This is a genomic window from Rhodococcus sp. FW305-130 (genome assembly GCF_058788335.1).
In genome coordinates this window covers 555850-580550 of sequence record NZ_JBYTAP010000003.1, presented here as the reverse complement: position 1 = coordinate 580550, position 24701 = coordinate 555850, and the positions used below count along the sequence as shown (strand labels likewise).

At 63.6% G+C, this 24701-nt stretch carries 22 protein-coding genes and 1 riboswitch; of the genes, 11 read left to right on the top strand and 11 right to left on the bottom strand.

What is annotated here, in order from left to right; translation table 11 throughout:
• The first annotated feature begins 45 nt into the window (after positions 1-45).
• From AC3WQS_RS12645 to AC3WQS_RS12625, 5 genes are all read left to right on the top strand, one after another.
• Positions 46-816 carry a class I SAM-dependent methyltransferase gene (locus AC3WQS_RS12645; RefSeq protein ID WP_003945692.1) on the top strand — a complete coding sequence of 257 codons (771 nt, stop codon included), beginning with the start codon at positions 46-48 and terminating at the stop codon, positions 814-816.
• 4 nt (positions 817-820) lie between these two features.
• Positions 821-1708: an ROK family protein gene (locus AC3WQS_RS12640; protein WP_336505033.1), complete on the top strand. Its 888-nt coding sequence runs from the start codon at positions 821-823 to the stop codon at positions 1706-1708.
• Positions 1709-1847: 139 nt separating this feature from the next.
• Positions 1848-3035 (top strand): phosphotransferase family protein, encoded by a 1188-nt coding sequence (locus tag AC3WQS_RS12635; RefSeq protein ID WP_029254583.1) that lies wholly within the window; start codon positions 1848-1850, stop codon positions 3033-3035.
• A 1-nt stretch (position 3036) separates the two neighbouring features.
• On the top strand, positions 3037-4206 hold the full coding sequence (locus AC3WQS_RS12630) for an Rv3169 family protein (protein WP_133727629.1): 1170 nt from the start codon (positions 3037-3039) through the stop codon (positions 4204-4206).
• 4 nt (positions 4207-4210) lie between these two features.
• Positions 4211-5656 (top strand): aldehyde dehydrogenase, encoded by a 1446-nt coding sequence (locus AC3WQS_RS12625; RefSeq protein ID WP_003945530.1) that lies wholly within the window; start codon positions 4211-4213, stop codon positions 5654-5656.
• A 1142-nt stretch (positions 5657-6798) separates the two neighbouring features.
• Here the strand turns inward: AC3WQS_RS12625 and AC3WQS_RS12620 are convergent.
• The 5 genes from AC3WQS_RS12620 to AC3WQS_RS12600 form a co-directional block, all read right to left on the bottom strand.
• Positions 6799-7500, bottom strand: a complete 702-nt coding sequence (locus AC3WQS_RS12620) for a (2Fe-2S) ferredoxin domain-containing protein (RefSeq protein WP_046378019.1) — start codon at positions 7498-7500, stop codon at positions 6799-6801.
• Complete coding sequence (locus AC3WQS_RS12615) at positions 7497-8558, bottom strand: ABC transporter substrate-binding protein (protein ID WP_151531831.1); 1062 nt, start codon at positions 8556-8558, stop codon at positions 7497-7499. Before AC3WQS_RS12615 ends, AC3WQS_RS12620 begins: the two co-directional genes overlap by 4 nt.
• Positions 8555-9373: an ABC transporter ATP-binding protein gene (locus AC3WQS_RS12610; RefSeq protein WP_492712667.1), complete on the bottom strand. Its 819-nt coding sequence runs from the start codon at positions 9371-9373 to the stop codon at positions 8555-8557. Before AC3WQS_RS12610 ends, AC3WQS_RS12615 begins: the two co-directional genes overlap by 4 nt.
• Positions 9370-10377, bottom strand: coding sequence for a FecCD family ABC transporter permease (locus AC3WQS_RS12605; RefSeq protein WP_492712689.1), 1008 nt, complete (start codon positions 10375-10377; stop codon positions 9370-9372). The genes AC3WQS_RS12610 and AC3WQS_RS12605 overlap by 4 nt, the downstream gene beginning before the upstream one ends.
• Positions 10378-10494: 117 nt before the next feature.
• A riboswitch (cobalamin riboswitch) is annotated at positions 10495-10630 on the bottom strand.
• 16 nt (positions 10631-10646) lie between these two features.
• Positions 10647-11159 carry a TetR/AcrR family transcriptional regulator gene (locus AC3WQS_RS12600; RefSeq protein WP_047889133.1) on the bottom strand — a complete coding sequence of 171 codons (513 nt, stop codon included), beginning with the start codon at positions 11157-11159 and terminating at the stop codon, positions 10647-10649.
• Between the two features lie 148 nt (positions 11160-11307).
• On the opposite strand from AC3WQS_RS12600, the gene AC3WQS_RS12595 reads away from it, so the two are divergent.
• Genes AC3WQS_RS12595 through AC3WQS_RS12585 form a run of 3 tightly spaced genes read left to right on the top strand, consistent with a single transcriptional unit; the run spans position 11308 to position 13550 of the window.
• Positions 11308-12246, top strand: coding sequence for an alpha/beta hydrolase (locus tag AC3WQS_RS12595; RefSeq protein ID WP_081098321.1), 939 nt, complete (start codon positions 11308-11310; stop codon positions 12244-12246).
• A 10-nt stretch (positions 12247-12256) separates the two neighbouring features.
• Positions 12257-13216: a cation diffusion facilitator family transporter gene (locus AC3WQS_RS12590; protein ID WP_492712668.1), complete on the top strand. Its 960-nt coding sequence runs from the start codon at positions 12257-12259 to the stop codon at positions 13214-13216.
• A gap of 28 nt (positions 13217-13244) precedes the next feature.
• Positions 13245-13550 carry a hypothetical protein gene (locus tag AC3WQS_RS12585; protein WP_020968582.1) on the top strand — a complete coding sequence of 102 codons (306 nt, stop codon included), beginning with the start codon at positions 13245-13247 and terminating at the stop codon, positions 13548-13550.
• A gap of 58 nt (positions 13551-13608) precedes the next feature.
• On the opposite strand, the gene epsC is transcribed toward AC3WQS_RS12585, so the two are convergent.
• From epsC to AC3WQS_RS12555, 6 genes are all read right to left on the bottom strand, one after another.
• Positions 13609-14187, bottom strand: a complete 579-nt coding sequence (gene epsC / locus AC3WQS_RS12580) for a serine O-acetyltransferase EpsC (protein ID WP_019747116.1) — start codon at positions 14185-14187, stop codon at positions 13609-13611.
• 5 nt (positions 14188-14192) lie between these two features.
• The gene (gene cysK, locus AC3WQS_RS12575; protein WP_019747115.1) at positions 14193-15128 is read right to left on the bottom strand and encodes a cysteine synthase A; all 936 of its coding nucleotides are present in this window, start codon (positions 15126-15128) and stop codon (positions 14193-14195) included.
• A gap of 170 nt (positions 15129-15298) precedes the next feature.
• Positions 15299-17128, bottom strand: a complete 1830-nt coding sequence (locus tag AC3WQS_RS12570) for a phosphoenolpyruvate carboxykinase (GTP) (protein ID WP_029254577.1) — start codon at positions 17126-17128, stop codon at positions 15299-15301.
• Between the two features lie 277 nt (positions 17129-17405).
• Complete coding sequence (locus AC3WQS_RS12565; protein ID WP_021333139.1) at positions 17406-17744, bottom strand: DUF6802 family protein; 339 nt, start codon at positions 17742-17744, stop codon at positions 17406-17408.
• A 133-nt stretch (positions 17745-17877) separates the two neighbouring features.
• Complete coding sequence (locus AC3WQS_RS12560; RefSeq protein WP_438472989.1) at positions 17878-19218, bottom strand: hypothetical protein; 1341 nt, start codon at positions 19216-19218, stop codon at positions 17878-17880.
• A complete protein-coding gene (locus AC3WQS_RS12555) occupies positions 19211-20107 on the bottom strand; it encodes a GTPase domain-containing protein (RefSeq protein ID WP_029254575.1) in 897 nt (298 codons plus the stop codon). The genes AC3WQS_RS12560 and AC3WQS_RS12555 overlap by 8 nt, the downstream gene beginning before the upstream one ends.
• 199 nt (positions 20108-20306) lie before the next feature.
• On the opposite strand from AC3WQS_RS12555, the gene trmB reads away from it, so the two are divergent.
• The 3 genes from trmB to AC3WQS_RS12540 are packed head-to-tail and all read left to right on the top strand — an operon-like array spanning position 20307 to position 24701.
• Positions 20307-21065, top strand: a complete 759-nt coding sequence (gene trmB / locus AC3WQS_RS12550) for a tRNA (guanosine(46)-N7)-methyltransferase TrmB (RefSeq protein ID WP_019747110.1) — start codon at positions 20307-20309, stop codon at positions 21063-21065.
• Positions 21062-21769 carry an NYN domain-containing protein gene (locus AC3WQS_RS12545; protein ID WP_003945733.1) on the top strand — a complete coding sequence of 236 codons (708 nt, stop codon included), beginning with the start codon at positions 21062-21064 and terminating at the stop codon, positions 21767-21769. The genes trmB and AC3WQS_RS12545 overlap by 4 nt, the downstream gene beginning before the upstream one ends.
• 10 nt (positions 21770-21779) lie before the next feature.
• Entirely contained in the window at positions 21780-24701 is a 2922-nt protein-coding gene (locus tag AC3WQS_RS12540) for an MMPL family transporter (protein ID WP_021343022.1), read from the top strand.

Genomic DNA, 24701 nt, shown 5'->3' with positions numbered 1-24701 from the left:
ACGGTGTTCGTGGACCGGGCGACCCAGTGGCTAAAGTTGCTACCCGTGACCAAGCCCGCAGTGACCCGCATTTTCGGCCGACGGGCAACCCTGAAACGCTCGTTCGGCCTGCTCAGCGACTTCCGCCACGAGCAGTCCGCGCCCGACATCTTCTACGGCGCGCTTGCGCGCGACTCCGTCGAATTGATCTCGGACCTGCACGAAGGTCACACCGGACGATCCCTCGACGGTCTCACTGTCCTCGACGTCGGCGGTGGTCCGGGCTATTTCGCGGAGGTCTTTCAAGCCGCAGGTGCCCGCTACATTCCCGTCGAACCCGATCCGTCGGAGATGCACGCCGCGGGTCTGACCGTGGGCGGCGCGGTGCGTGGATCCGGTTTGGCACTGCCGTTCCTGGACTCGTCCGTGGACATCTGCTTCTCCTCCAACGTGGCCGAACACGTCAGCGAGCCGTGGCTGATGGCCGAGGAAATGCTGCGCGTGACCAAGCCCGGCGGCTTGATGGTTCTCTCGTACACCCTGTGGTGGGGTCCGTTCGGCGGCCACGAAACCGGACCGTGGCACGCGCTGGGGGGCGAGTACGCAGCCAAGCGGTACCTCCGCAAGACCGGACGCGAACCGAAGAACAGATTCGGGGTGTCGTTGTTCAAAGTCGGCGCCACCGACGGCCTACGCTGGGCCCGTGGAACCAGCCAGGGCACGTTGCTCGCCGCGATCCCGCGCTACCACCCGTCGTGGGCGTGGTGGATGGTCCGAGTCCCCGGTCTTCGGGAGTTCCTGGTGAGCAACCTCGTCGTGGTTCTCGAAAAGCGATAGCGACATGCGCCTCGCACTCGACATCGGTGGCACCAAGATGGCGGCCGGCGTCGTGTCCGAGGACGGCCGTGTTCCCGTGTTCGACAGCGTGCCGACGCCGCAGACCGACCCGTGGAGAGCGTGTGCGGCGCTGCTCGAACGAGTCGCAGACGGCCGCGACGTCGACGGTGTGGGCATCGCGTGCGCCGGGCCGGTGGACACCGTCGCCGGCGTCGTAGCTCCCATCAACATTACCGAGTGGGCACAGGGATTCGAGCTGGTAGCGGGCGTCCGCAGCGTCTTTCCCGATGCCGGAACCGCCCTCGCCATGGACGGAGCCGCAGCGGCATTGGCGGAGTTCCACCACGGCGCCGGACGCGGAACCCCGAACCTCCTGAGCCTGGTCGTCTCGACGGGAATCGGCGGAGGAATCGTCCTCGGCGGTGAGATTGCTCGGGGTCGCACGGGGAACGCCGGTCACATCGGCCACCTCGTCGTTCCAGGATCTTCCGAACCGTGCAGCTGCGGGGGCGTCGGCTGCCTCGAGACGGTGGCCAGTGGACCGTCCGCGGTGCGATGGGCTCGTAGCCAGGGCTGGTCGGGAAACACCGGCCGTGAACTAGCCGAGGGTGCACGCAGCGGTGACGCGATCGCCGTGGACGCGCTTCACCGCGCAGGGACGGCGCTCGGTGGCGCCATCGCCTCGGCGGCTGCCCTCCTGGACGTGGACCTCGTGGTGATCGGCGGCGGTTTCGCCCAGTCGGGTGCACCGCTGTGGGAACCGATGCTCGACGCGGCTGCCCGACATGCCCGTTTGTCGTTCATCGCCGGGCTCCGGATCGTTCCCGCCGAGCTAGGTGGCGCCGGAACTCTGACCGGTGCGGGCTTGCTCGCGCTCACCGCCGTTATCTGACACGCGTTCTTCCCCGATAAATCCGCAGGGAGTCCCACTAAACGGGTGCCGCCTGTTCCCAATTTCTGTAACGTGTTTTAGTGTTCTGACTCACACCGTTACGGGCATTGCACGTGACGCCTACGGGAAGGAGGTGACCGTGAGCCCAGACGCTTCCTCATCTGACGTTGCCTCGACTGCTTCTTCGACCGATGAAACCGAGCATCACGCCCAGGTCGCCCGACCGAGCGATTCCCTCCGCGACACCGAAGACCTCCGTGAGCGCCTGGAACGGTGGATGGCCGGCAAAGTGCCGAGCGGATCCACTGTGACCGTCGCCGACGTCACCTTGCCCGCAGCCAACGGCATGTCCAGCGAAACCATCCTCTTCGACGCCACCTGGGACGGCGATCATCATCCCTTGGTCGCTCGGGTGGCACCGACGGAATCGACCATGCCGGTGTTTCCGACCTACGACCTCGAATCCCAGTTCCGCACCATGGCTCAGGTGCGCGAGCACTCGGCGGTGCCCGTACCCGCGGTGTACTGGTCGGAATCCGACCCGGACGCGTTGGGTGCGCCGTTCTTCGTGATGGAACGAATCTCCGGCGACGTGCCGCCAGACGTCATGCCGTACAACTTCGGATCGTGGGTCACCGAAGCGTCCCCCGAGCAGCGAAAAACCCTCCAGCGCAGCTCGGTCGACGTCCTGGCTCAATTGCACGCCATCGACAAGCCGTGCGAGCGTTTCGACTTCCTCCGACTCCCGAATTCGGGAACGACTGCACGAGACGCATTCACGGCGCACATCGCCGAGCAGCGCGCGTACTACGAGTGGGTGGTCTCCGACGGCATCAGATCACCGCTCATCGAACGTGCCCTCGACTGGATCGAGGAGAACAATCCCGCGGACGATTCTCCGGCGGTGCTCTGTTGGGGCGACTCGCGCATCGGCAACGTCATGTACCAGGACTTCGCGCCGGTAGCCGTACTCGACTGGGAAATGGCAACTCTCGGCCCGCGAGAGATGGATCTGGGCTGGATGGCATTCCTGCACAGGTTCTTCGAGGACATCGCCGGGTTGGCGAACCTACCCGGCCTTCCCGACTTCCTTCGACTGCCGGATCTCGCGCACACCTACGCCGAGATCACCGGCCACACCCCACACGATCTGGAGTTCTACGTTACCTATGCCGCACTGCGTCAGGCGGTCATCATGTGGCGAATCCAGGCCCGCGCCATAGCTTTCGGCCAGTCACAGCGACCCGAAGACCCCGACGACATGATCATGCACCGCGCTTCGCTCGCCGCGATGCTCGACGGCACCTACTGGGAGAGGTTGGCCTGACATGCTCTCACCGATGGACGACTATCCCGTTCACCAGATCGCCGAACCGATCCGTCACGTAGCCACCTCGGATCGAAACTTCTACGACCGCTACTACTTCAACTGCTACCCCACCGAATCCCCCGACGTGTTCCTCATCGTCGGACTCGGCCAGTACCCCAACCTCGGCGTCATGGACGCATTCGCTGTCCTTCGCCGCGGTGACGACCACATCGTTGCTCGCATGTCGAAGGCGCTGGGTGCCGACCGTACCGACACCACCGTCGGACCTCTGCGCGTCGAAGTGCTCGAAGGGCTGCAGAAGCTCCGCGTCGTACTCGAACCGGGCAGCGAATACGATCTCTCCTTCGACATCACCTTCGATGCCACCATCCCCGCGGCGCTCGAGCCCAAGCACTTTCGCCGTCAACTCGAACGAGTCACGTTCGACACCTCACGCTTCCTGCAGACCGGCACGTGGACCGGATCGCTCACCGTCGACGGGGAGGACTTCGCGATCGACCCGAAGACGTGGCGAGGTAACCGCGACCGCTCGTGGGGTGTGCGTCCGGTCGGTGAAGCCGAACCGCAAGGCAGACGCGCCGTCGACGGAATCCAGAACTTCTTCTGGATCTACGCGGTCATGCAGTTCGACGAGTTCACGATCTCGGTGATCATGCAGGAAGACGAGCAGGGCAGGCGCATCGTCGAAGAAGCCATGCGAGTGTGGCCGGACGAAGCCAGGGACAACGAATGGCTCGGCCGACCCGAACACGAACTGACGTTCTGCCCCGACACCCGCGACGTCACCGGAGCGACCATCACCTTCCACCGGCCAGGCGGTGAAGTCCTCACCGTCGCCTGCGAACTGCTGCTGGCCAACTACATCGGAATCGGCACCGGCTACGGGCTCGAACAGGACTGGCGTCACGGAATGTGGCAGGGCGAACTCGTCGTACAAGGGCTCCGCCACAAGGTCCACGAGATCGAACCGTTCCAACGCATGTTCTCCCCCGTCGACAACCTCGCGTCCTTCACGCTCACCGAAGGCACGAACACCAACACCGGCACCGGTCTTTTCGAGGTAGCCGCCATCGGACCGCACGAGAAATACGGATTCACCAGTTTCACCGACACCGCACAGGCAGACGACGCGTATGCCCTCGCGGCGACCGACAACACCGAGGAATGAATTGATGACTGACTACGACAAGCTCTACATCGGTGGAGCATGGGTGGCCCCGGCCACCGACCAGGTACTCGAAGTGTTCTCTCCCGCAACGGAGGAGCGCGTCGGCAGCTGTCCCATCGCAGCACCGGCAGACATCGACGCGGCCGTGTCCGCAGCCCGCGCGGCGTTCGAGGGACCGTGGTCACGCACCACCCCCGCCGAGCGCGGCGCGATCCTCGCCAAGGCCGCCAAGCTGATCGAAGAGCGCAGCGCGGAAATCAACCAGCTCATCTCCAACGAGATGGGCCAGCCGCCCGCCATGGTCGGCATGATGCAGCAGACCCCGTCAATGGCGACGCTGGGCTACTACGCCGAGCTGGCCGACAAGTTCGCGTGGGAAGAGAAGCGCACCGGCGCATTCGGGCAGACCAAGGTGACCCGTGAGCCCGTCGGCGTCGTCGCCGCCGTGCTGGCCTGGAACGTCCCGCTGTTCCTGGCGATCAACAAGCTGGCCCCCGCACTGCTCGCCGGCTGCACCGTACTGCTCAAGCCCGCACCCGAATCCCCTCTCTCCGTCCACGTGATCGCCGAGATCTTCACCGAGGCAGGTGTTCCCGAAGGCGTCATCTCCGTGCTCCCCGGCGGAGCCGAGACCGGCGAATACCTGGTCTCTCATGCGGGCATCGACAAGATCACGTTCACCGGATCCAGCGCCGTCGGTCGCAAGATCGGTGCCATCGCCGCGCAGAACCTCAAGCGCTGCTCCCTCGAACTGGGTGGCAAGTCCGCCGCGATCATCCTCGAGGACGCCGACATCGCCGCCGGAATGCCGATGCTCGTCATGTCCGGCCTGATGAACACCGGCCAGGCCTGTGTCGCTCAGACCCGAATCCTCGCTCCCCGTTCGCGTTACGACGAGGTCATCGAGGGAATGAAGACCGCGGCAGGCTTCATGACCGTCGGCGATCCGTCCGATCCCGCAGCACAACTCGGCCCGCTGATCTCCGAGAAGCAGCGCGAGCGCGTCGAGGGCTATATCGCCAAGGGCAAGGAAGAAGGCGCGCGCGTCGTACTCGGTGGTGGACGTCCCGCCGGCCTGGACAAGGGCTGGTACGTCGAGCCGACGATCTTCGCCGACGTGGACAACTCGATGACCATCGCACGCGAGGAGATCTTCGGACCCGTTCTCTCGGTGATCCCGTACGACTCCGAGGACGAGGCCATCAAGATCGCCAACGATTCGGATTACGGCCTCGCCGGATCGGTGTGGACCACCGACATCGATCACGGACTCGAAGTTGCCGCGCAGATCCGCACTGGTACCTACGCGATCAACTGGTACGCCTTCGATCCCGGATCACCGTTCGGTGGTTACAAGAACTCCGGTATCGGACGCGAGAACGGACCTGAGGGCCTCGAAGCCTTCTGCGAGACCAAGTCCGTACTCATGCCGCCCGGCTACGTGGGCTGACCCACCCGGGAGTTGGCACCCTTTGCTGACAGTTGGCACCCGTTCCGACCTGCCGGAACGGGTGCCAGCCCCATGAAATGGGTGCCAACTCCCAGCGAATCCACAGATCCACCCGGTACCGTCGAAAACGAATCAGTCATCTCACAAAGGACATTCATATGCTCACCAACGCCATCAACGCTTTCCTCGCACTCTGGGGCAGCGCCTCCGTCGGCAGCAGTGGATACCAGATCCCGCCGGGAACCCTTCCCTTCGGTTCCTGAGACATGAATGTTTGAAGCCCGCCGATTGGTCAATCGGCGGGCTTCAAACGTAATCGAGGCACCATTCAGGCCAGTCCACGCTCCCGACGAAGCGCATCCTCCATCTGCTCATACTCGCGACGCGCAGAATCCCGTTCCAGGATATGACTGCCGTGCGTGCAAAGCTCGGGCGCTCGAACTGCAGGGATGAATATGGAAACGGGCCACGTGAGACCAACTGCTAGAAATCCGAACATTCCTGTAAATATCGCCTCTGTCGAGAAAAAGGAGCGATACACTCCGTGTTTCCTTCTCCAGTAAGACGTCCCTATTGCCCGACCGATTACAGCATAGGAGATGAATGCAATGAATCCGACTACTACCATGTCCATTGAATATCCTCTCGACCGATTGATAACGAATATTTTTCGCCGGATTCAGGCACTCGGCAGCCAACTCTCATAGCGTTGACATCGACGTTCACCGAACCTACTGCGCTAGCCTGAGCAGCATTGACTCATCGGTGCTGCGCGCATGGGCTACCGCCTTGTCCGTGGCACCTCGTGCAATTTCCAAAGGTTCCCCACACCTTCCCCTCCCCGTTGCAGACCGAACATTTGCCGTGCTGGCAATCCCGGCACCTATTGTCGTATCCCATGGTTCACTCCTCGAATTCGCATTGGTCTGAATATTTCTACCCAATCTCGATACTCATGGCAGTCGTCTGATTGACGGACAATCGCCACAGGGTCCTGGTTGCATTCAAGAGAAATCAATTCAGGCTGACCGGGTCCGCAAGAAATATTCGACCAATTGAATCGAATTGACCGTCTCACTGATGGACAGAACCCGCTGAGCGCACTTCGCGCTCAGCGGGTTCTCTGTTTCGCCGACCTGTATCTACCGGTCCAGAACGTGATCCACCAATTGATTCTCCTGACCTGCGACCAATGCTTCAGCGTCACCGGCGTCCACATGACCGAACCAGGTGCCACCGGGGTTCGCGATCACCAACGGGCCCAGGTTGCACGGGCTCAGACAACCGGTTCCCGTCACCTTTGCCGAAGTGCCTTTGGCCGCCGCACTCATGGCCCGGTGGAGAGGCCCTGCTCCGTACGCCATGCAGCGGGGCCCCTTGCACACCAACAGATGTGTATCGTGCTGCTCGATCACCGACCAAGCCGGACTGCGATACGACGCCGGACTGGCAGTGATCGGCTTTCCGGCCGCGCCGAGTTCATCGATCACCTGCGCGGCCACGGCACCTTCGAGCGTTTCCGATTCGTGGAGCGACACTTCCAGTTCGGCACCGATCCGGGTTTCGCGCCAGTTCGCAACCGCCTTGCTGGTCCACGTGAGCAGGTACCGATCCCTCGGCACCGCAACTGGAATCAACACGACCTTGCCCACGTCATCGGTATGCGCTCGATCGAGTTCCTCGTGAAGGCTCGGCGACGCGACATCAAGGTACGCAATACGAACGTCGGCGTCGGTGCCGGCCCGAACAGCGTCGAACATCCGTCGCGCGGCCGACTCGTCGAGGCCGCTGACGGTCGGCCGCAGTACGACGATCACCCGATGCGAACCACTGTCGACACTCATGCCGACGGCGCGGTTGTCCAGTCGATCCCGCTCGACGGAGCAAGTCCGAACTCTTCGATCTTCGCGCGCAGCTCTTCCGCGCCGTAGACGTTGGGGAATCCGCTGGTGAACATCGCGAGCGGGAGTACGACGAAGCGGTTCTGCTTGACGGCGTCGAGATCGCGTAGGCCTTCTCGGCTCTTGATCGCGTCGATCTTGCCCTGTACTTCGTCAGCGCTCTTCTTGTAATCCATGATCACGATGACGTCGGGTTCTGACTTCGCGACGGTCTCCCAGCTCGCTTTGAACCAGGTGTTGTCGACGTCGGCGAACACGTTGGTTCCCCCGGCGACGTCGATGATTCCGTTGGGGGCTCCGTTGCCTCCGCTGGTGTACAGATCTTCTTCACCGCTGTCGTAGATCAAAACCTTCGGCTTGTCAGCGGCATCTGGCGCGGACTCCAGACGTGCCAAACGTGAATCCAATTCGGTCAGTGCCTCGGCGGCGGTGTCCTCGGTTCCGAACAGCTTGCCGTAATTGGTCACGTCCGCACGAAGGGCATCCCACGGACCCATCGTGCCGAGCGCGGAATCCGCTGCGGCACTCTGCCGACAACTATCGGAGATCACATATGCATCGATGTTGTTGCTCTGCAGCGATTCCGGCGTCACACCGGAGGCTCCCTTGAACAAGCCACTGTAGGAGCCGACCACCAGGTCCGCCTGCTTACCCAGAATCGTCTCCAGCGTGATCGTTCCGTCCAGGTGTGGGACGTCCGCAATTCCAGGGCCGAACATCGACTCCATGACCGCGTCGTTGTTCGTGTTCAACACGACGGCCGCGAGACGATCCAAACCGCCGACTCGGAGAATGGTGCCGATATTGGCCGCATTGCTTGTCGCAACGACGTTCTCGATCGGAAGCTGGAAAGTGCTTTCGGTCCCGCAGTTCTCCAATGTCACCGAAGTCTTGTCTGCGGCTTCGTCGACGGGCGCGGTTGCCGAGCAGCCGGCAACTGTCAACAACGCTGTCGCGGCTACAACCGCACCGAACGACGCTCGGGTCTTGACATGTATCAAAGTGCACTCTCCGAAAATGATTGTTGTAGTTGAGAATTTCGTGATTCGAATACGAGGTGTGAACGGCCTGTCGCGGGGTTCACGAGCTCGAAAGTCTCGACGCCGAAGACAGTTGCCACCACCGAGGTGGTGAGTACGTCGGATGGATGTCCGAACGCCCTGGCCACTCCATCCGCGAGCACGAGCACCCGATCGCACACTGCCGCAGCCAAATCGAGGTCGTGCAGTGCCATGATCACCGTCCGGTCCAACGACCGGACCAGATCGAGCAGTTCGAGTTGATGCCGGATGTCGAAATGATTGGTCGGCTCGTCGAGGATGAGCACGCCGGCGTCCTGCGCGAGACCTCGGGCGAGAAATACCCGCCGACGCTCGCCGCCGGAAAGCGTGTCCATCGAAGAGAGCCTGTGCTCGATCATTCCGACCTCGCCCAGAGCACGATCAACGACGGCATTCTCGTGCTTTCCGCCGACACTCCAGGGCTTTGTATGTGGCGTGCGCCCCAGAGTCACGTACTCGTGAACCAACAAATCGGCGGGACTCTGCTCTTCCTGCGCCACAAAAGAAATGGCTTTGGCCCGCGAACGCGCGGACATCGCGTGCACGGACTCGCCGCCGACGCGGACGTCACCGTCAGCGATCGGTCCGAGACCGGCAAGCGCACGCAACAAAGTCGACTTGCCCGATCCGTTCGGACCGACGACGCCTACTACTGCACCGGCGTCCGCCGCGATGTCGACGCCCTTGACGACGGTTCGGCGGTCGATGCGGACGACGACTCCGGACGCGGTCACCGCCAGGGCGCGGGCGCTCACGAACTGCCACCGAATCGGTAGCGCCGACGGCCGAGAAGCAGGAGAAACAGCGGGGCACCGATCACCCCGGTCACCACGCTCAGCGGGATCTCGGTCGGCCGCAACGAGGTCCGCGCCACGACGTCGACCCACACCAGGAACGACGCGCCGATCAGCGCTGCCGCCGGCAACACCACTCGATGTCTGGCTCCGACAAGCATGCGTGTGACGTGCGGTATGACCAAGCCTACGAAGGCAATCGCGCCGGACACCGCAACCATCGTGCCGACCAACGCTGCCAGCACGCCGAACAGCACGTTTCGCAGGGTTCGGATGGGAATACCGAGCGAAGCCGCGACGTCCGGTCCGGCCGCCAGCGCATCCAGCCAACCGTGCAGGGCGAACACCGCTGCCGTCAGCAGGAACACTACGACGACCGGCGCCCACAACTTGTCCCAGGATGCCCCGGCCAAACTTCCCAGGAGCCAGAACAATACGGACTGCGCGGCCTGGGAATCATTGGTACGCAGCACCAGAAAACTCGCGATCGCCGACAGGGCGGATGCGGTGACGGTGCCGGTCAGAACCAATCGCAGTGGAGTGATACCGCCTTGCAGCGTCGCGATGGTGAAGACGAGAATCGCAGCTCCCAACGCCCCGATCATCGCGCCGAAACTGAGCGCCCACACTCCCGCGCCGGCGAACAGTCCGGTGGTGATGACGGCGGTGGCACCGACACTCGCGCCGGACGACACTCCCAGCAGGTGGGGATCGGCGAGAGCGTTACGGACGAGGGTTTGCACCACCGCGCCGGCGACGGCAAGACCAGCGCCGACGGCCAGACCGAGCAGTACCCGAGGTGCTCTGATCCCCCACACGATCGCAAGTTCGGAACGCGTGACGGGTGGGCCCCCGAAGCGCGAGTGCACCACGTCCACCACAGTGGACACGGGGAGCATCTCGGATCCGAATGCCAACGCGCACACAGCAGAGAGCACGGTGACGACCAGCAGAGCGGGCAGCACGATACCCGGACTGAGCCGTCCTCGAGGCGCACCAGCCTTCGGCGAAGGCAGGTGGGTAGGTGGAGACAGAGCTCCGCCAACAGCATTCATGGTGTGACCGATCCATCCTCGTGGCATGACACAACGTCAACGAGGGTGGTATCTGGCTACGGTCGACGCAGGGACGACCTCACAGTGGCGGGACCGCGCCGGAATTGCACCGACTTCCCATTACCTCGATGATGACGTCAGAACCATAACGGACTGTGGTCACCATTCCGCACACCGGATCAGGATTCCGACGCGATCATCGATCTCGCCTGCCGCACGACGGCTTCCGTTCGCACTCGAAGTTCTTCGGGTGAATCCGATTCCAGCACAACCCGATGCACCTGGCTGTCCACGGCAGTCACAGTCAACCGCGACGTCAACAACGCATCGTCCGCACTGAAACCGCGGCTCTGCAAGTACTCCGAAAAACCCAGTACCAGTTGCCGATTCATTCCTTCGACCTGCGCGATGAGCTCACGCGTACGCGGAACCTGATCGTAGAGCAGGTGAAAGAACTCTCGCGGCTTACTGTTCACTTCGACCGCGCACTCCACCAACATCCGGACGGCCTCGTCCGGGGTGAGTTCACGCTCGACGATGTCGGCAAGGCAGAGCGCAAAACTCTCCCGCGCAGCACTCACGTGACGGTTCGCCAACTCCGCGAGGATCTCGTACTTGTCGCCGAAATACTGGTAGAGCGAGCCCACCGACACCCCTGCCTCGTCAGCGATCCGGTTGGTGGTCGCTGCCATGCCCTCCGACGCGAAAACGCGAGTAGCTGCCTCCAGGATCGCGTCGTAGGTAGCCCTCGAGCGCTGCTGGGAGGGCCTTTTCCGCCGAGTCGACACGGTCCTCCGATGCGAGTTGTCAGCCGCGACGCCGGTACCGAGAATTGTGTAGGTGACCAGCGCCGATTACTCGAAGTTTATGCCCGACCGGTACACCGACCACATGCCGGCGCCGACCCCGACGTGGTGGGAGTGGAACGGCAACACCGTCCACGTCGCACGGGCAGTGGTTCCAGACGCGCCGGTTCGTGTTCTCGGCATCCACGGCGCCGGCGGCTACTCGGGCGCATTGTGGCCGTTCGCCGGGATCGGCGTGAAACTCGGAGCCGAAGTCCTCTTCCCCGATCTTCCGCTGTACGGCGACACCGTCGTAGCCGATCCCGCCGGCGTCCGGTACGAGCAGTGGGTCGATCTCCTCTGCGATCTCGTCCGGGCCGAGAAGGCAGCCGACGATCGGCCGCTGGTGTTGTTGGGCGCCAGCATCGGCGGTCTGCTGGCCTACGAGGTAGCCGCGCGGACCGGTCTGGCCGACGCCGTCGTCGCCACCTGTCTGCTCGATCCCTCGCATCCGTCGGCCAGAGCTGCCGCGGCGCGGTTCGGCCCGATGGGTGTCTACGGCGCTCCCCTGATGCGCCGCACCGAACGACTGGTGGGCCGTATCCGCGTGCCCATCCGTTGGGTCGCCGACGTCGCGAACATGAGCAGCAACCGTGAACTCGCGACGCTGTGCGCAACCGATCCGCGCGGTGGCGGTGTTCGGGTGCCACTCGGATTCCTCAGCAGCTACTTCTCGTTCGAGCACACCGCACCCGAAGCATTTCGGACGACGCCCGTTCTGCTCACCCACCCGGCCGACGACCGATGGACGCCACCCGAACTGAGCCTGCAGTTCCTCCGCCGCATCAACGCACACACCGAATTCGTGATGCTGGACGGGTGCGGGCACTTTCCCGTCGAAGAGCCGGGCCTGACGCAGTTCCACGACGCCGTCGACACACTGCTGCGCTCCGTCGCCGAGCGTCACCGCACGAAACCGTCGCCACCCGCCTAGCCTGAAGTTCGTGAGCATCGAACCCAAGGCCGAGCCGACGGGAAACGGCGACGAGAGCACCACGACAGTCGTACTGGCGTTTGCGGCTAACGCGCTGATCGCCGGGGCCAAGACGGCGGCCGCCATCGTCACCGGATCTGCATCGATGGTCGCCGAGGCCACCCACTCCTGGGCCGATACCGGCAACGAAGTGCTGCTGCTGATCGCGAACCGCCGCTCGAAAAGGGTTCCCGACCGAGACCAGCCACTCGGGTACGGCCGGGAGGCCTACATCTGGTCGATGTTCGCCGCCCTCGGACTCTTCGCGCTCGGTGCAGGTGTGTCGATCACCCACGGCATCCAGGAACTGTTCCATTCCGAACCTGCCACCGACTTCGGTGTCGCCTACGCAGTCCTCGGCGTCTCGTTCATCCTCGAAGGCATCTCGTTCCGGCAGGCGTACAAGCAACTCCGAACCGAAGCGTCCGCCGTGAACCGTGACGTCATGGCCCAGGCGCTCAACACGTCCGACCCGACGACCCGGGCCGTGTTCGCCGAAGATGCTGCGGCACTGATCGGTTTGGTCATCGCATTCGTCGGCGTCCTACTGCACCAGATCACCGGTTCACCGATCCCCGACGCCCTCGGCTCCATCTTCGTCGGCATACTTCTCGGAGTCATCGCGATCATCCTGATCGATCGCAACCGCCGATTCCTGGTCGGCGAAGAGGCCTCACCGACGCTGCGGGCAGCAGCCGTCGAAGCTCTCACCCAACTGCCCGAGATCAACCGAATCACGTTCCTGCGCATGGAATACCTCGGTCCGCGGCAGGTGTACCTGGTGGCCAGCGTCGGCCTGGTCGGCGACTACGCGGAATCCCGAGTGGCCCACACGTTGCGCGAACTCGAACGCTCACTCGAGCAGAGTCCACGCGTCGTGCGAGCGATCCTGACCCTCTCGACGCCCGAAGAACCGTCGATCGCAGTCTGAACTTCCGGCCGGGCGATAGGCTCGTTCGATGCGCGCACTGATCGTAATTCTGGCGGTTCTGGGATTTGTCGTCGGGGGAATTCCCCTGGTAGGCAGTCTGATCGACGTGATGACCAGTCCTGACGAGACCATCGTCTATCAGGGTTCCTACGTACCACTGCGCGGCGTACAGATGGCTCGGGACTACGAGTCGTCGTTGAACATCGCTTTCGACGCCCGATCGGACAATCCACGCTGGCTCGTCCTGGCCTGCTATCCCCTGATCGGAGCAGCACTGGGCGCTGCGACGGCCGTCGTACTGGGACGTCGCGGGTGGCACCTGACGCGAGCCTGAACAGACGCCGATGGCCACCCGCCGTCTACACGAGGGTGGCCATCGAAGAAGGAGTGCTTCAGATGTACATCGCAGGATCGATGTAACTGTTCGGGTCCACCAGTTTTTCCTTGGTGGTCCGTGGCCGCGCCACCGCCGGGATACCCGTCGCGATGGATTCGGCCGGAACATCTCTGGTGACAACGGCATTGGCGCCGATAGCGCTACCTTCACCGATGACGACAGGTCCGAGGATCTTGGCACCAGCGCCGACGGTGACCCGGTCTCCCAGCGTCGGGTGACGCTTGACCTGCTCGAGCGAGCGACCACCCAGGGTGACGCCGTGATAGAGCATCACGTCGTTACCGACCTCGGCCGTCTCCCCGATCACGACGCCCATGCCGTGGTCGATGAAGAACCGTCGACCGATGGTGGCACCGGGGTGAATCTCGATGCCGGTAACGAAGCGTGTCAGCTGCGAGAGCACTCGCGCCGGGCCGCGTAGCGCAGGGACGACCCACATGCGATGCGCAACCCGATGCGCCCAAATGGCATGCAGCCCTGAATAAACGAGCGCGTTCTCCACATTGCTGCGCGCGGCAGGATCCTGACCGCGCGCAGCCTGCAGGTCCTCGCGAATTGTCCCGAGGATACTCACAAGTCTCAGTCCCGGATGTGTTCGAACAGCGGGGTGGAGATGTAACGCTCGCCGAAGTCACACACGACAGCCACGATCAGCTTGCCGGCGTTTTCCGGACGCTTCGCCAACTCGAGTGCGGCCCAGACGATGGCACCGGACGAGATGCCGCCCAGGATGCCTTCCTGGGTTCCGAGTGCGCGAGCGACCTCGATGGAATCGGGGAACGAGACGTCGATGATCTCGTCGTAGATCTCGCGATCGAGGACGTCGGGCACGAAGTTCGCGCCGATTCCCTGGATCTTGTGGGGACCGGGCTGGCCACCGTTGAGGATCGGCGAGTCGATGGGCTCGACGCCCACGATCTTGACCTCGGGCTTGTACTTGCGAAGGGTGCGTCCGACGCCGGTGATGGTGCCGCCGGTGCCGATGCCGGACACGAAGATGTCGACGGCGCCGTCGGTGTCGGCCCAGACCTCTTCGCCCGTCGTCGCCTCGTGGATGGCCGGGTTGGCCGGGTTCGCGAACTGGCTGGCCGAGACAGCGTTCTCGGTCTGCTCGACGATTTCCTTGGCCTTGGCGACTGCACCGGCCATGCCCTCGGAGCCCGGGGTAAGGACGATCTCGGCGCCGTAAGCACGCAGCATCACGCGACGCTCGGTGGACATGGTCTCCGGCATGGTCAGGATGACCTTGTAGCCGCGAGCAGCACCGACCATGGCGAGTGCGATACCGGTGTTACCACTGGTGCCCTCGACGATGGTTCCGCCGGGCTTGAGTGCACCGGACTTCTCGGCGGCGTCGATGATTGCCACGCCGATCCGGTCCTTGACGCTGTTGGCCGGGTTGTAGAACTCGAGCTTGACGGCGACCTGTGCGTCCAGGCCCTCGGTCAGACGGTTGAGCCGCACGATCGGGGTGCGCCCGACCAATTCGGTCACGTTGTTGTAGATCCCGCTCATATCTGGTCCTCCTGAGGATCGAGTGTGTCGACCCGCTCGATTCGCTGATCACTGCTTTACGGCTGAACTGCATAACGGCTACAGGCAAGGGCATACAGACGACCGATGCCGCATCGGTTCATCAAATTGAACCAATGCGGCATCAGGCCACTACATACGGGGGCGGTTTATCAGGCCAACCGCTGCTTCAGAGCTTCGAACTCGTCACGAATGCCGGTCGGCAGCTTCTCGCCGACGAAGTCGAACCACTCTTCGATGAGCGGGATCTCGGCCTTCCACTCGTCGATGTTGACCGCGAGGGCCTCGGTGATGTCGGCGTCCGACACGTCCAGGCCTTCGATGTCGAGTGCCGATCCGGTGGGAACGACGCCGATCGGGGTGTCGATGCCGGCAGCCTTGTGCTCGATGCGCTCGACGATCCACTTCAGGACGCGAGAGTTCTCGCCGAAGCCTGGCCACAGGAAGCGTCCGTCGTCGCCACGGCGGAACCAGTTGACGTAGAAGACCTTGGGGAGCTTGGACGCGTCCGCGGACTTGCCGAGGTCGATCCAGTGCTGGAAGTAGTCACCGACGTTGTAGCCGAGGAACGGCAGCATAGCCATCGGATCACGGCGAACCGTACCGACCTGGCCTTCGGCTGCTGCGGTCTGCTCGGAGCCGACCGTTGCACCCATGAAGACGCCGTGCTGCCAGTCACGAGCCTCGGTGACCAGCGGAACCGTCGTCTTGCGGCGTCCACCGAACAGGATTGCCGAGATCGGCACGCCCTTCGGGTCGTCCCACTCGGGAGCCATGATCGGGCACTGCGACATCGGGGTGCAGTAACGCGAGTTGGGATGAGCCGCATGGGTGCCCGACTCGGGCGTCCACTCGTTGCCCTTCCAGTCGATCAGGTGCTGCGGGTCGCCTTCGAGGCCTTCCCACCAGACGTCACCGTCGTCGGTCAGAGCGACGTTGGTGAAGACCGTGTTGCCCTGGTCGATGGTGCGCATGGCGTTGGGGTTCGACGACCAGTTGGTGCCGGGAGCCACGCCGAAGAAACCGAATTCCGGGTTGACGGCGTAGAGCTGTCCGTCCTCACCGAAACGCATCCAGGCGATGTCGTCACCGAGGGTCTCGGCGCGCCATCCGGGGATGGTCGGCTGGATCATCGCGAGGTTGGTCTTGCCACAAGCGGAGGGGAATGCCGCCGCGATGTAGTAGGCCTTGTCCTCGGGCGAGATGAGCTTGAGGATGAGCATGTGCTCGGCCAGCCAGCCCTCGTCGTGCGCCATTGCCGAAGCGATACGCAGCGAGTAGCACTTCTTGCCCAGGAGAGCGTTTCCGCCGTAGCCGGAACCGAAGCTCCAGATCTCACGATCCTCGGGGAAGTGAGTGATGTACTTGGTGTCGTTGCACGGCCACGCGACATCTTCCTGGCCATCGGCCAGCGGAGCGCCCAGCGAGTGAAGCGCCTTGACGAAGAATCCGTCGGTGCCGAGCTTGTCGAGAACCTTGCTGCCCATGCGGGTCATGACGCGCATGGAGACGACGACGTACTCGGAATCGGTGAGCTCGACGCCCAGCTTCGGATCCTCGGCGTCGAGGGGGCCCATGCAGAACGGCACGACGTACATGGTGCGTCCACGCATGCAACCGCGGTACAGGTCACCCATGAGGGTGCGCATCTCCGCCGGGTCCATCCAGTTGTTGGTGGGACCTGCGTCGATTTCTTCCTTCGAGCAGATGTACGTACGCGATTCGACTCGCGCGACATCGGACGGATCGGAGTTGCCGAGGAAAGAGTTCGGCTTCTTCTCGTCGTTGAGGCGGGTGAAGGTTCCTGCCTCGACCAACTTCGTTGTCAGTCGGTCCCATTCTTCGTCCGAGCCGTCTGCGAAGACGACGCGATCAGGCTGGGTGAGTTCGGCAACCTCTTGCACCCATGCAAGCAGTTCCTTGTGCTGCGTGGGGGGCGTGCCGTCAGTTCCATTGAGACCGGGAATGGTCGCTGAGGTCATCAAACTCTCCTGGGGTGAGCCGGAACCGGGTTCTCGTGACACCGGATGCAAACTGCAGCGCCCCGATACCAGTCGATCCCGGTGTCCCCCTCTCGACGGGGTCCAGCCGCGTCATCCACTCACGTGGATTTCACGGACGCCGGGTGTCCTATGTATTGAGGTTAACGCTGGCTGTTCACCTGCAGGTAATCGGGTGCGGTCAGAAATGTCACAGAAACGATTCAGTTGGTGTGTTCAGGTGCCTACCCGGCGCTCAGAGCACATAAACGGAACCTTTTCAGAGCGCTCCGGCATCGATTTTCTGCCACACGAGGGCGCCTTCGTCGTCTCGACTGCATTCCCAGGCCGAGTAGTCGCCGTCCGACTCGATCATCGTGAGGCGATCGGCGCTACCGTCGCGATCGAAATCGGACACGATCACGACGTCGTCGTCGGAGTGGACGACACGGCTGTCGACCGTTCCGTCACCGTCCAAGTCGAAGGCGTCGAAGTTCAGGTCGCCGGCATCGACCGGTCCCGACGAGGGCCCGAAGGTCTCGGGCTCGATACGCCCAGGATCGAGCGCTTCGGCTTCGTGCCCGTCGATGTGTCCGGCCGTGATCAGAAATGCGTCCATTACTCCCCCTACTGGATGGTGACCTACTGCTTCGGCAACCCCTACCGAAACCGTCCGCTCAGTATTACCAGACCCCGACGATCAGTCGAGGCCGAAATTGCGGCGCTGTGGAGAACTCTGCACTCGCGGAATGTCAGTAGGCGGCGTTCAAAACGGCGAGGTCGCGCTCGCACGACGCCAGTTGCCCTGATCTGGCCGCGGCAAGCTCACGAAGTTCACCGTCGATCTCCACGATTCGGGCCTGCGCCGACGCCACCTGCTCGCGGCTCTCCGCCATGATCGCCGCTCCCAGATCCGCCTCGGCCTCGAGCAGAACACTCTGGACTCGCTGCTCCCACTGTGCGCGAACCGTCGACATCGATTCGACGATCCACGACCTCGAGTAGGCACGATCCGCCGTCAGCCCGCGAGTTCGCGCCAACCACCACGCCGCGGCGCCACCCAGAACCAACGTCACGGGGATACTCGCGAACTCCAGGGCCGGAATCATCTCCAGCGGAGTCACCGCGATACGGCCGAGGCCGAGACCCGCGGACGCGCCGACAAGAATTGTCACCCGGTCCTCGTTTCCGCGCTGACGGCGCGGCGGGCCCTCCGGAATCCGTGGGGAAGGCATGTATCCGATCGTGCCCGCCACTTCCACCGCTGCCGCCATCGCGGCATCGAACACCCGGGTGTGGTGGTCGACCTCGTGCTGCAGTCGCGTCGGCACGCTGCCCAATTCGGCTCGCGAGGCCGCATCGACCCAGGCACGTGCCCCCGCGACCGTAGCCCGGGTTGCCTCGGCGATTTGTTGTGACAGATCCCCGCGCGCTCGCTGCAGTCGGCTTCGCACCTGCACCAGGCGTTCGCCTCGCCGGCCGTCACGGTCTGCGAGCAGCTGTGATCGCTCGGCCCGCAGTTCGGCACCTGGAACACTGTCACGCAGATTCCTGATCTCTATCTCGATCATCCGGCGCGTCTGCGCGATGACACCGGAATCCGAACCGCCTGCTTCCCTCTCCCGTGCCGCCCGGCTCACGACGGCAACGAGCGACTGCTCTTGACCAGGCGCAATCGGGACCACCGGGGCCTGAGCAAAAGCGGTGCAGTGCGAAGCAAGAATCTCGGCATCACGCCGGCGCACCGCCTGCCAGTCTCGGTAGACGTCGATGCGGGTCAGCGCGACCACCACCGGGATTCCGCTCTCTGCAGCGTCGTCGAGAAGAAGAAGATCCTCGCGTCCGATCACACTGGCGGCGTCGACGACCAGAAGTACGACGTCGGCGTCCACCTCGCGTGTCACTGTCGAACAGGCATCCGAAGCATTGAACATCCGGGCGACGTCTTCCCGTCCACACCTCGGTGGGCCGACAACGTAAATTCTAGTGCCACTGGATGTTTCGGCGGCGACCTGGCGACCCGGATCGGATGCCGGATTCCATCGCTGCACCACGCGCAGCACCGAATCCGGAAGTACCGAAACGCTATCCATCGGTCACCGCCGGAGCGGAGCGATCGCCCCCGAGCTGCGCCCACCGACGCACATACCCGCGGCGAATCAGTGAGACCCTTTGTTGCGGAGCCTGTTCCGACCCGTCCACGAGCTCGCCCCACCACCGGCTGCATGTGCCCGCGTCGTCGGCGGTACGAGGATCGGGAGGCTCGCCTTGACGCAGGGCTCGAATTTCGGGGCTCATCATCGCCGCCGCGGCGCCGAACAGCACCGCGGAGTCCGAACTCAGATACAACTCGATCTCGTCCCTGCCCGCAGCGCTGCGCGAGGCAGACCGCCTCAGCGCCGGGCCGATCTGCTCGACCCGGCCCCACCACTGCGCCTCCAGAACAGGTCCGAGAGCCTCGAACAATTCTTCGACGCCGCGCCCGGTCAGTGTCTCCACCGGAACCGTGGGCACGCCGACGGTCTCCGAGATCTCCGCGGCCCGTCCCAGCGCCTCGTCCCAGCGCGGCCCGAACAAGTCAGCCTTGTTCGCAGCGACGACCACACGATCGGAAACTCGGGCAATGGCTCGGCCGTCGACGTCGCGGACCGCGTCGACCACCACGTAGACAACGCAACGACGACCCAGATCGGGGTTCGGCGTTCCAGGGACGTCGAACGCGCGTGACTCGGTCACCACAACCGGTGCGCCGACGACTCTGTGCGAGAACCGGTCGTCGCGCCCCAGGATCCGCGCCAACGACGACCGCCCCACCCCGGCTCGCCCGGCGACCACCAATTCGAGCGGCGCGCTCAGCGATCCGAGCACCGAGTGAACCGCCTCTGCGGCTCCCGAATCGATCGACGTCAGCCGATATGCCAGAGCGCGCAAGTGGTCGATCGGCTCCGCGCAGGCGTCGTCGATCGATTCTGCGGGCAACATTCGTGACCAATTACTGCATGCAAATCCTGTGTTCATCCCCACCCCACGTCCCCATCGTGTCGGTGAGATTCTGTCAGGTTCTCGGCAAGGACGGCAGGTGACACCACTCTTTCGCTAGCTGTCCGAAGTCGGCTGTTTCAGGACTTTCCGCAGAAAGTCTCAACTCAAACTTCAGACCCGTCTGCGCTAAACGGGGGTCATGCGTGACAATGGGTTCGTGAACGAAGCCGATCAGCATGCACCGCAGACCCCTGACACGGGGCAGACGGACCACGCCAAGGGGTCCCGTCTCCATCCGAGAGTGACCAGCTTTCGCTCTCGCCGGGGTGCGCTGACCGACGCGCAGCAGCAGGCTTGGGACCGTCAGTGGCCGCTCATCGGCGCCGACGTCTCGGACACACCGCTCGACGCGAACGCCTGGTTCGGACGCGAGGCACCCCTGATCATCGAGATCGGTTCGGGTACCGGCACCGCGACGGCCGCTATGGCCAAGGCGGAACCGCACGTGAACCTGATCGCGATCGAGGTGTACCGCCCGGGGCTCGCGCAACTTCTCCAGCAGGTCGAGCGTGAAGAGATTCCCAACGTCCGCGTACTACGCGGTGACGCGATGGACGTACTCGAGAACATGGTCGCCCCCGAGTCCCTGACGGGCGTCCGGGTGTTCTTCCCGGACCCGTGGCCCAAGGCCCGCCATCACAAGCGTCGCCTCCTGCAGGGGCCGACGTTCGCGCTGATCGCCAACCGCCTCAAGCCCGGCGGAGTCCTGCACGTGGCAACCGATCACGCCGAGTACGCCGAATGGATCGAAGAAGCCGGCAATGCCGAGCCACTGCTGACCGCACTCGACTGGGAGTCTCCGATGACCCACGAGCGTCCGGTCACCAAGTTCGAGGACAAAGCCCATAAGGTCGGTAGTGCAATCACCGAGCTTATATGGGGGAAGATCAGAGCATGAGCGTCAGCGAACAGCTATCCGACGACGTGACGTCGTCGGAATCTCCTCTCGACTTCGGTCGTGACTCCCGCCACCCCAAGCGGGTGCTTCTGGTCTGGGACGCCCCCAACCTCGACATGGGCCTCGGCGCCATCCTCGGTGGCCGGCCTACCGCCGCCTACCGGCCACGATTCGACGCTTTGGGTCGTTGGCTGCTCTCTCGCACCGCCGAACTGTCCGCACAGAACAGCGGCACGCTCGAGCCTGAAGCGACCGTCTTCACCAACATCGCGTCCGGCAGCGCCGACGTCGTTCGTCCTTGGGTCGAAGCCTTGCGTAACGTGGGTTTCGCGGTGTTCGCCAAGCCGAAGGTCGATGAAGACAGCGATGTCGATTCGGACATGCTCGAGCACATCGCGCTCCGGTACGGCGAGGGCCTCGCCGGAATCATGGTCGCGTCCGCCGACGGCCAAGCGTTCCGCGAACCTCTCGAGGACATCGCAGCAACCGGTATCCCGGTCCAGGTTCTCGGGTTCCGTGAACACGCCAGCTGGGCTGTGTCGTCCGATATCTTGGACTTCGTCGATCTCGAGGACATCCCAGGTGTCTTCCGTGAGCCTCTGCCACGGGTAAGCCTGGACACCCTGCCCGACGAGGGCGCCTGGTTGCAGCCGTTCCGACCGCTTTCTGCCCTGCTCATCGGGCGAAAAAGTGTTGCCGAGTAGGAGTTGATCAGTGTTCGCCAGCTGGGGAAGCATCGTCTATCGAGCCCGCTTCACCGTCATCGCTGTCATGGTGGCGGGGCTCCTCGGGCTCGCTGCGTACGGCCTGAGCCTGCAGGATCATCTCAGCCAGAGCGGCTGGGACGATCCGGGGTCGGAATCGGTAGAGGCTGCAAAACTCGCTGACGGCACGTTCGGACGCAGCACGACGGGTGACGTTCTGGCGCTGTACACGGCGCCGGAGGGCAAGACCGTCGACGACCCCGAGTTCCAAGCGAAGGTCATCGACAATCTGCAGCGGCTCGTCGCCGACAACCCCGACCAGATCATGAAGATCAACGGCTCGTACTTCAAGGTCGACAACGGTCTCTCGGTGGCGGCCCTGGCGGACAAGACCAAGCAACACGCGGTCACCAGCATCGCGATCGCCGGCGACAACGACACCGCGGTGTCCAACAACTTCCGCGACGTCGAGTCGCAGTTCTACATCGACGGCGTCGACGTGCAACTCGCCGGCCTGCAACCTGTCGCGAATTCGCTCAACGACACGATGGCCAACGACATCAAGCGCATGGAAATGCTCGCGATTCCCGCCGTCGGTGTCCTGCTGTTCTTCGTCTTCGGTGGCGTCGTCGCTGCAGCCCTCCCGTTGATCGTCGGCGGTCTGACCGTCATCGGCGCCAACGGCATCATTCGACTGATCACCAACTTCACCGAGGTCAACGCGTTTGTTGCGCCCGTGGTCTCTCTGGTCGGCCTGGGTCTCGCGATCGACTACGGACTGTTCATCGTCAGCCGTTTCCGAGAAGAGATAGCCGAGGGGTACGACACCCCGACCGCAGTACGCCGAACGGTCATGACGGCGGGTAGAACGGTCATGTTCTCGGCGACCATGGTTGCCGTCAGCCTCGGCGGTCTGCTGTTGTTCCCGCAGGGCTTCCTCAAATCGGTGGCCTACGGCGCCATTGCGGCCGTCATGCTTGCCGCGATCTCGTCCATCACGATTCTTCCCGCGATTCTCGGCATTCTCGGCAAACGGATCGACGCGCTGACCTTCAAGAAGCTGCGCCAGACCAAGACCAACGAGGAAATCGAGAACGGTTTCTGGGGCAAGCTCACCCGCTGGGTCATGCAGCATCCGCTCAAGGTCGCGGTCCCGATCGTCGCGGCTCTACTGCTGATGATCATTCCGCTGACGGGCATCAAGTTCGGCGGTATCAACGAGACGTACCTGCCCCCGGACAGCCCCACGCGTGTCGCGCAGGCGCAGTTCGACGAACTCTTCCCGGGCAATCGCACCGAGCCCGTTCGACTCGTCATCGAGGGAGCGGACAACACCACTCTCGGTCAGATTTCCAAGACCGCAAACGCTGCGCCGGGTCTGGTCGAGAAGTTCACCCCGGAGGTTGCGACCAAGGACGGTGTCAACGTCCTCAAAGCCGGTCTGACCGAGCGCAACGAGGCACGTCCCACCATCGACTATCTGCGATCCGCGGATTGGCCCGAGGGCACAACTGTGCTCGTCGGCGGTACTCCGGCCATCGAGCAGGACAGCGTCGATGCGTTGCTCGACCGTCTGCCGCTGATGGTCGTATCCGTCATCCTGCTGACGACGCTGCTGATGTTCTTGACGTTCGGTTCGCTCGTCCTGCCCATCAAGGCTGCGTTGATGAGCGCGCTCGGCCTGGGTTCGACGCTCGGAATCTTGACCTGGATCTTCATCGACGGGCACGGTTCCGGTCTGTTGAACTTCACGCCGGGACCGATCATGTCTCCCGTCCTGGTGTTGATCATCGCGATCGTCTACGGCCTGTCGACCGACTACGAAGTGTTCCTGCTCTCCCGCATGGTCGAAGCGCGAGCGCAGGGCGCAAGTACTACCGAATCCATCCGAATCGGCACGGCACATACCGGCCGGATCATCACCGCTGCCGCACTGATTCTGATCGTGGTCACCGGTGCATTCGGCCTGTCCGATCTGGTGATGATGAAGTACATCTCGTACGGCATGATCTCCGCGCTGATCATCGACGCCACACTGATCCGAATGTTCCTGGTCCCCGCGACCATGAAACTGCTCGGCGACGACTGCTGGTGGGCCCCGGCCTGGATGAAGCGGATCCAGCAGAAGATCGGGCTGGGTGAGCCGATCCTCGACAACGAACTTGTGCTCGCAAACGTCCCGCAGATCGCGCCTGTCGGTGCGATCGCCGGACCGGGTCAGCCGCGCAAGATCGAAGCGGCCTCGCGGGTCATGCCGCCGCCTGCCCCGGCTGCACAGCCGGAAAGCGGACCTCGTGTTCCCGATCCTCTCACCGAGCCCATTCCGCTCAGCGAAATGACGATCAAGGCACCGAACACGGATACACCTGCCGCGGAGAAGCCGGCACCGCGACGTCGTCTCGATATCGGGAGTGCAGCCAGCGCGCCCCAGAACTTGATCGAGGCACCGGTCCCCAATCCTTCGTACCGACCGCAACCGAACACCACCGACAAGCGGAGAAACCCGACGCCCGCTGCGCCGGCCGAGCGTCCCATCGAGAGTTGGTTGTCGGACCTGCGGGCTCGGGAACAGACTCCCCCGGCCTCACGGCCGCTGCCGGTGGTGCGGACGCCTTCGCGTACTAACGGTTCGGCAAGCAGCGGTTCAGGTACCAACGGCTCGAGCCGGAATGGCTCTGCAAACGGTGCTACCAACGGTTCTGCAACAAATGGCGCTGCAACAAACGGCGCTGCAACAAACGGCTCGGCCCCGACCTCGGTGGAGGCGACCCCCCAGTCGCCGCCTCCACCGATCGCTCCGGAGCGTCGTCCCACCGAGCCCCGAGTCTCGGATGCCTCTGACGGCGACGACAACGCCACCGGCAGGCACCGACCTGACGACGCAGGCGCCATCAGTGTCAGCGAGCTCATCGCTCGCCAGAAGCGAAGCTGA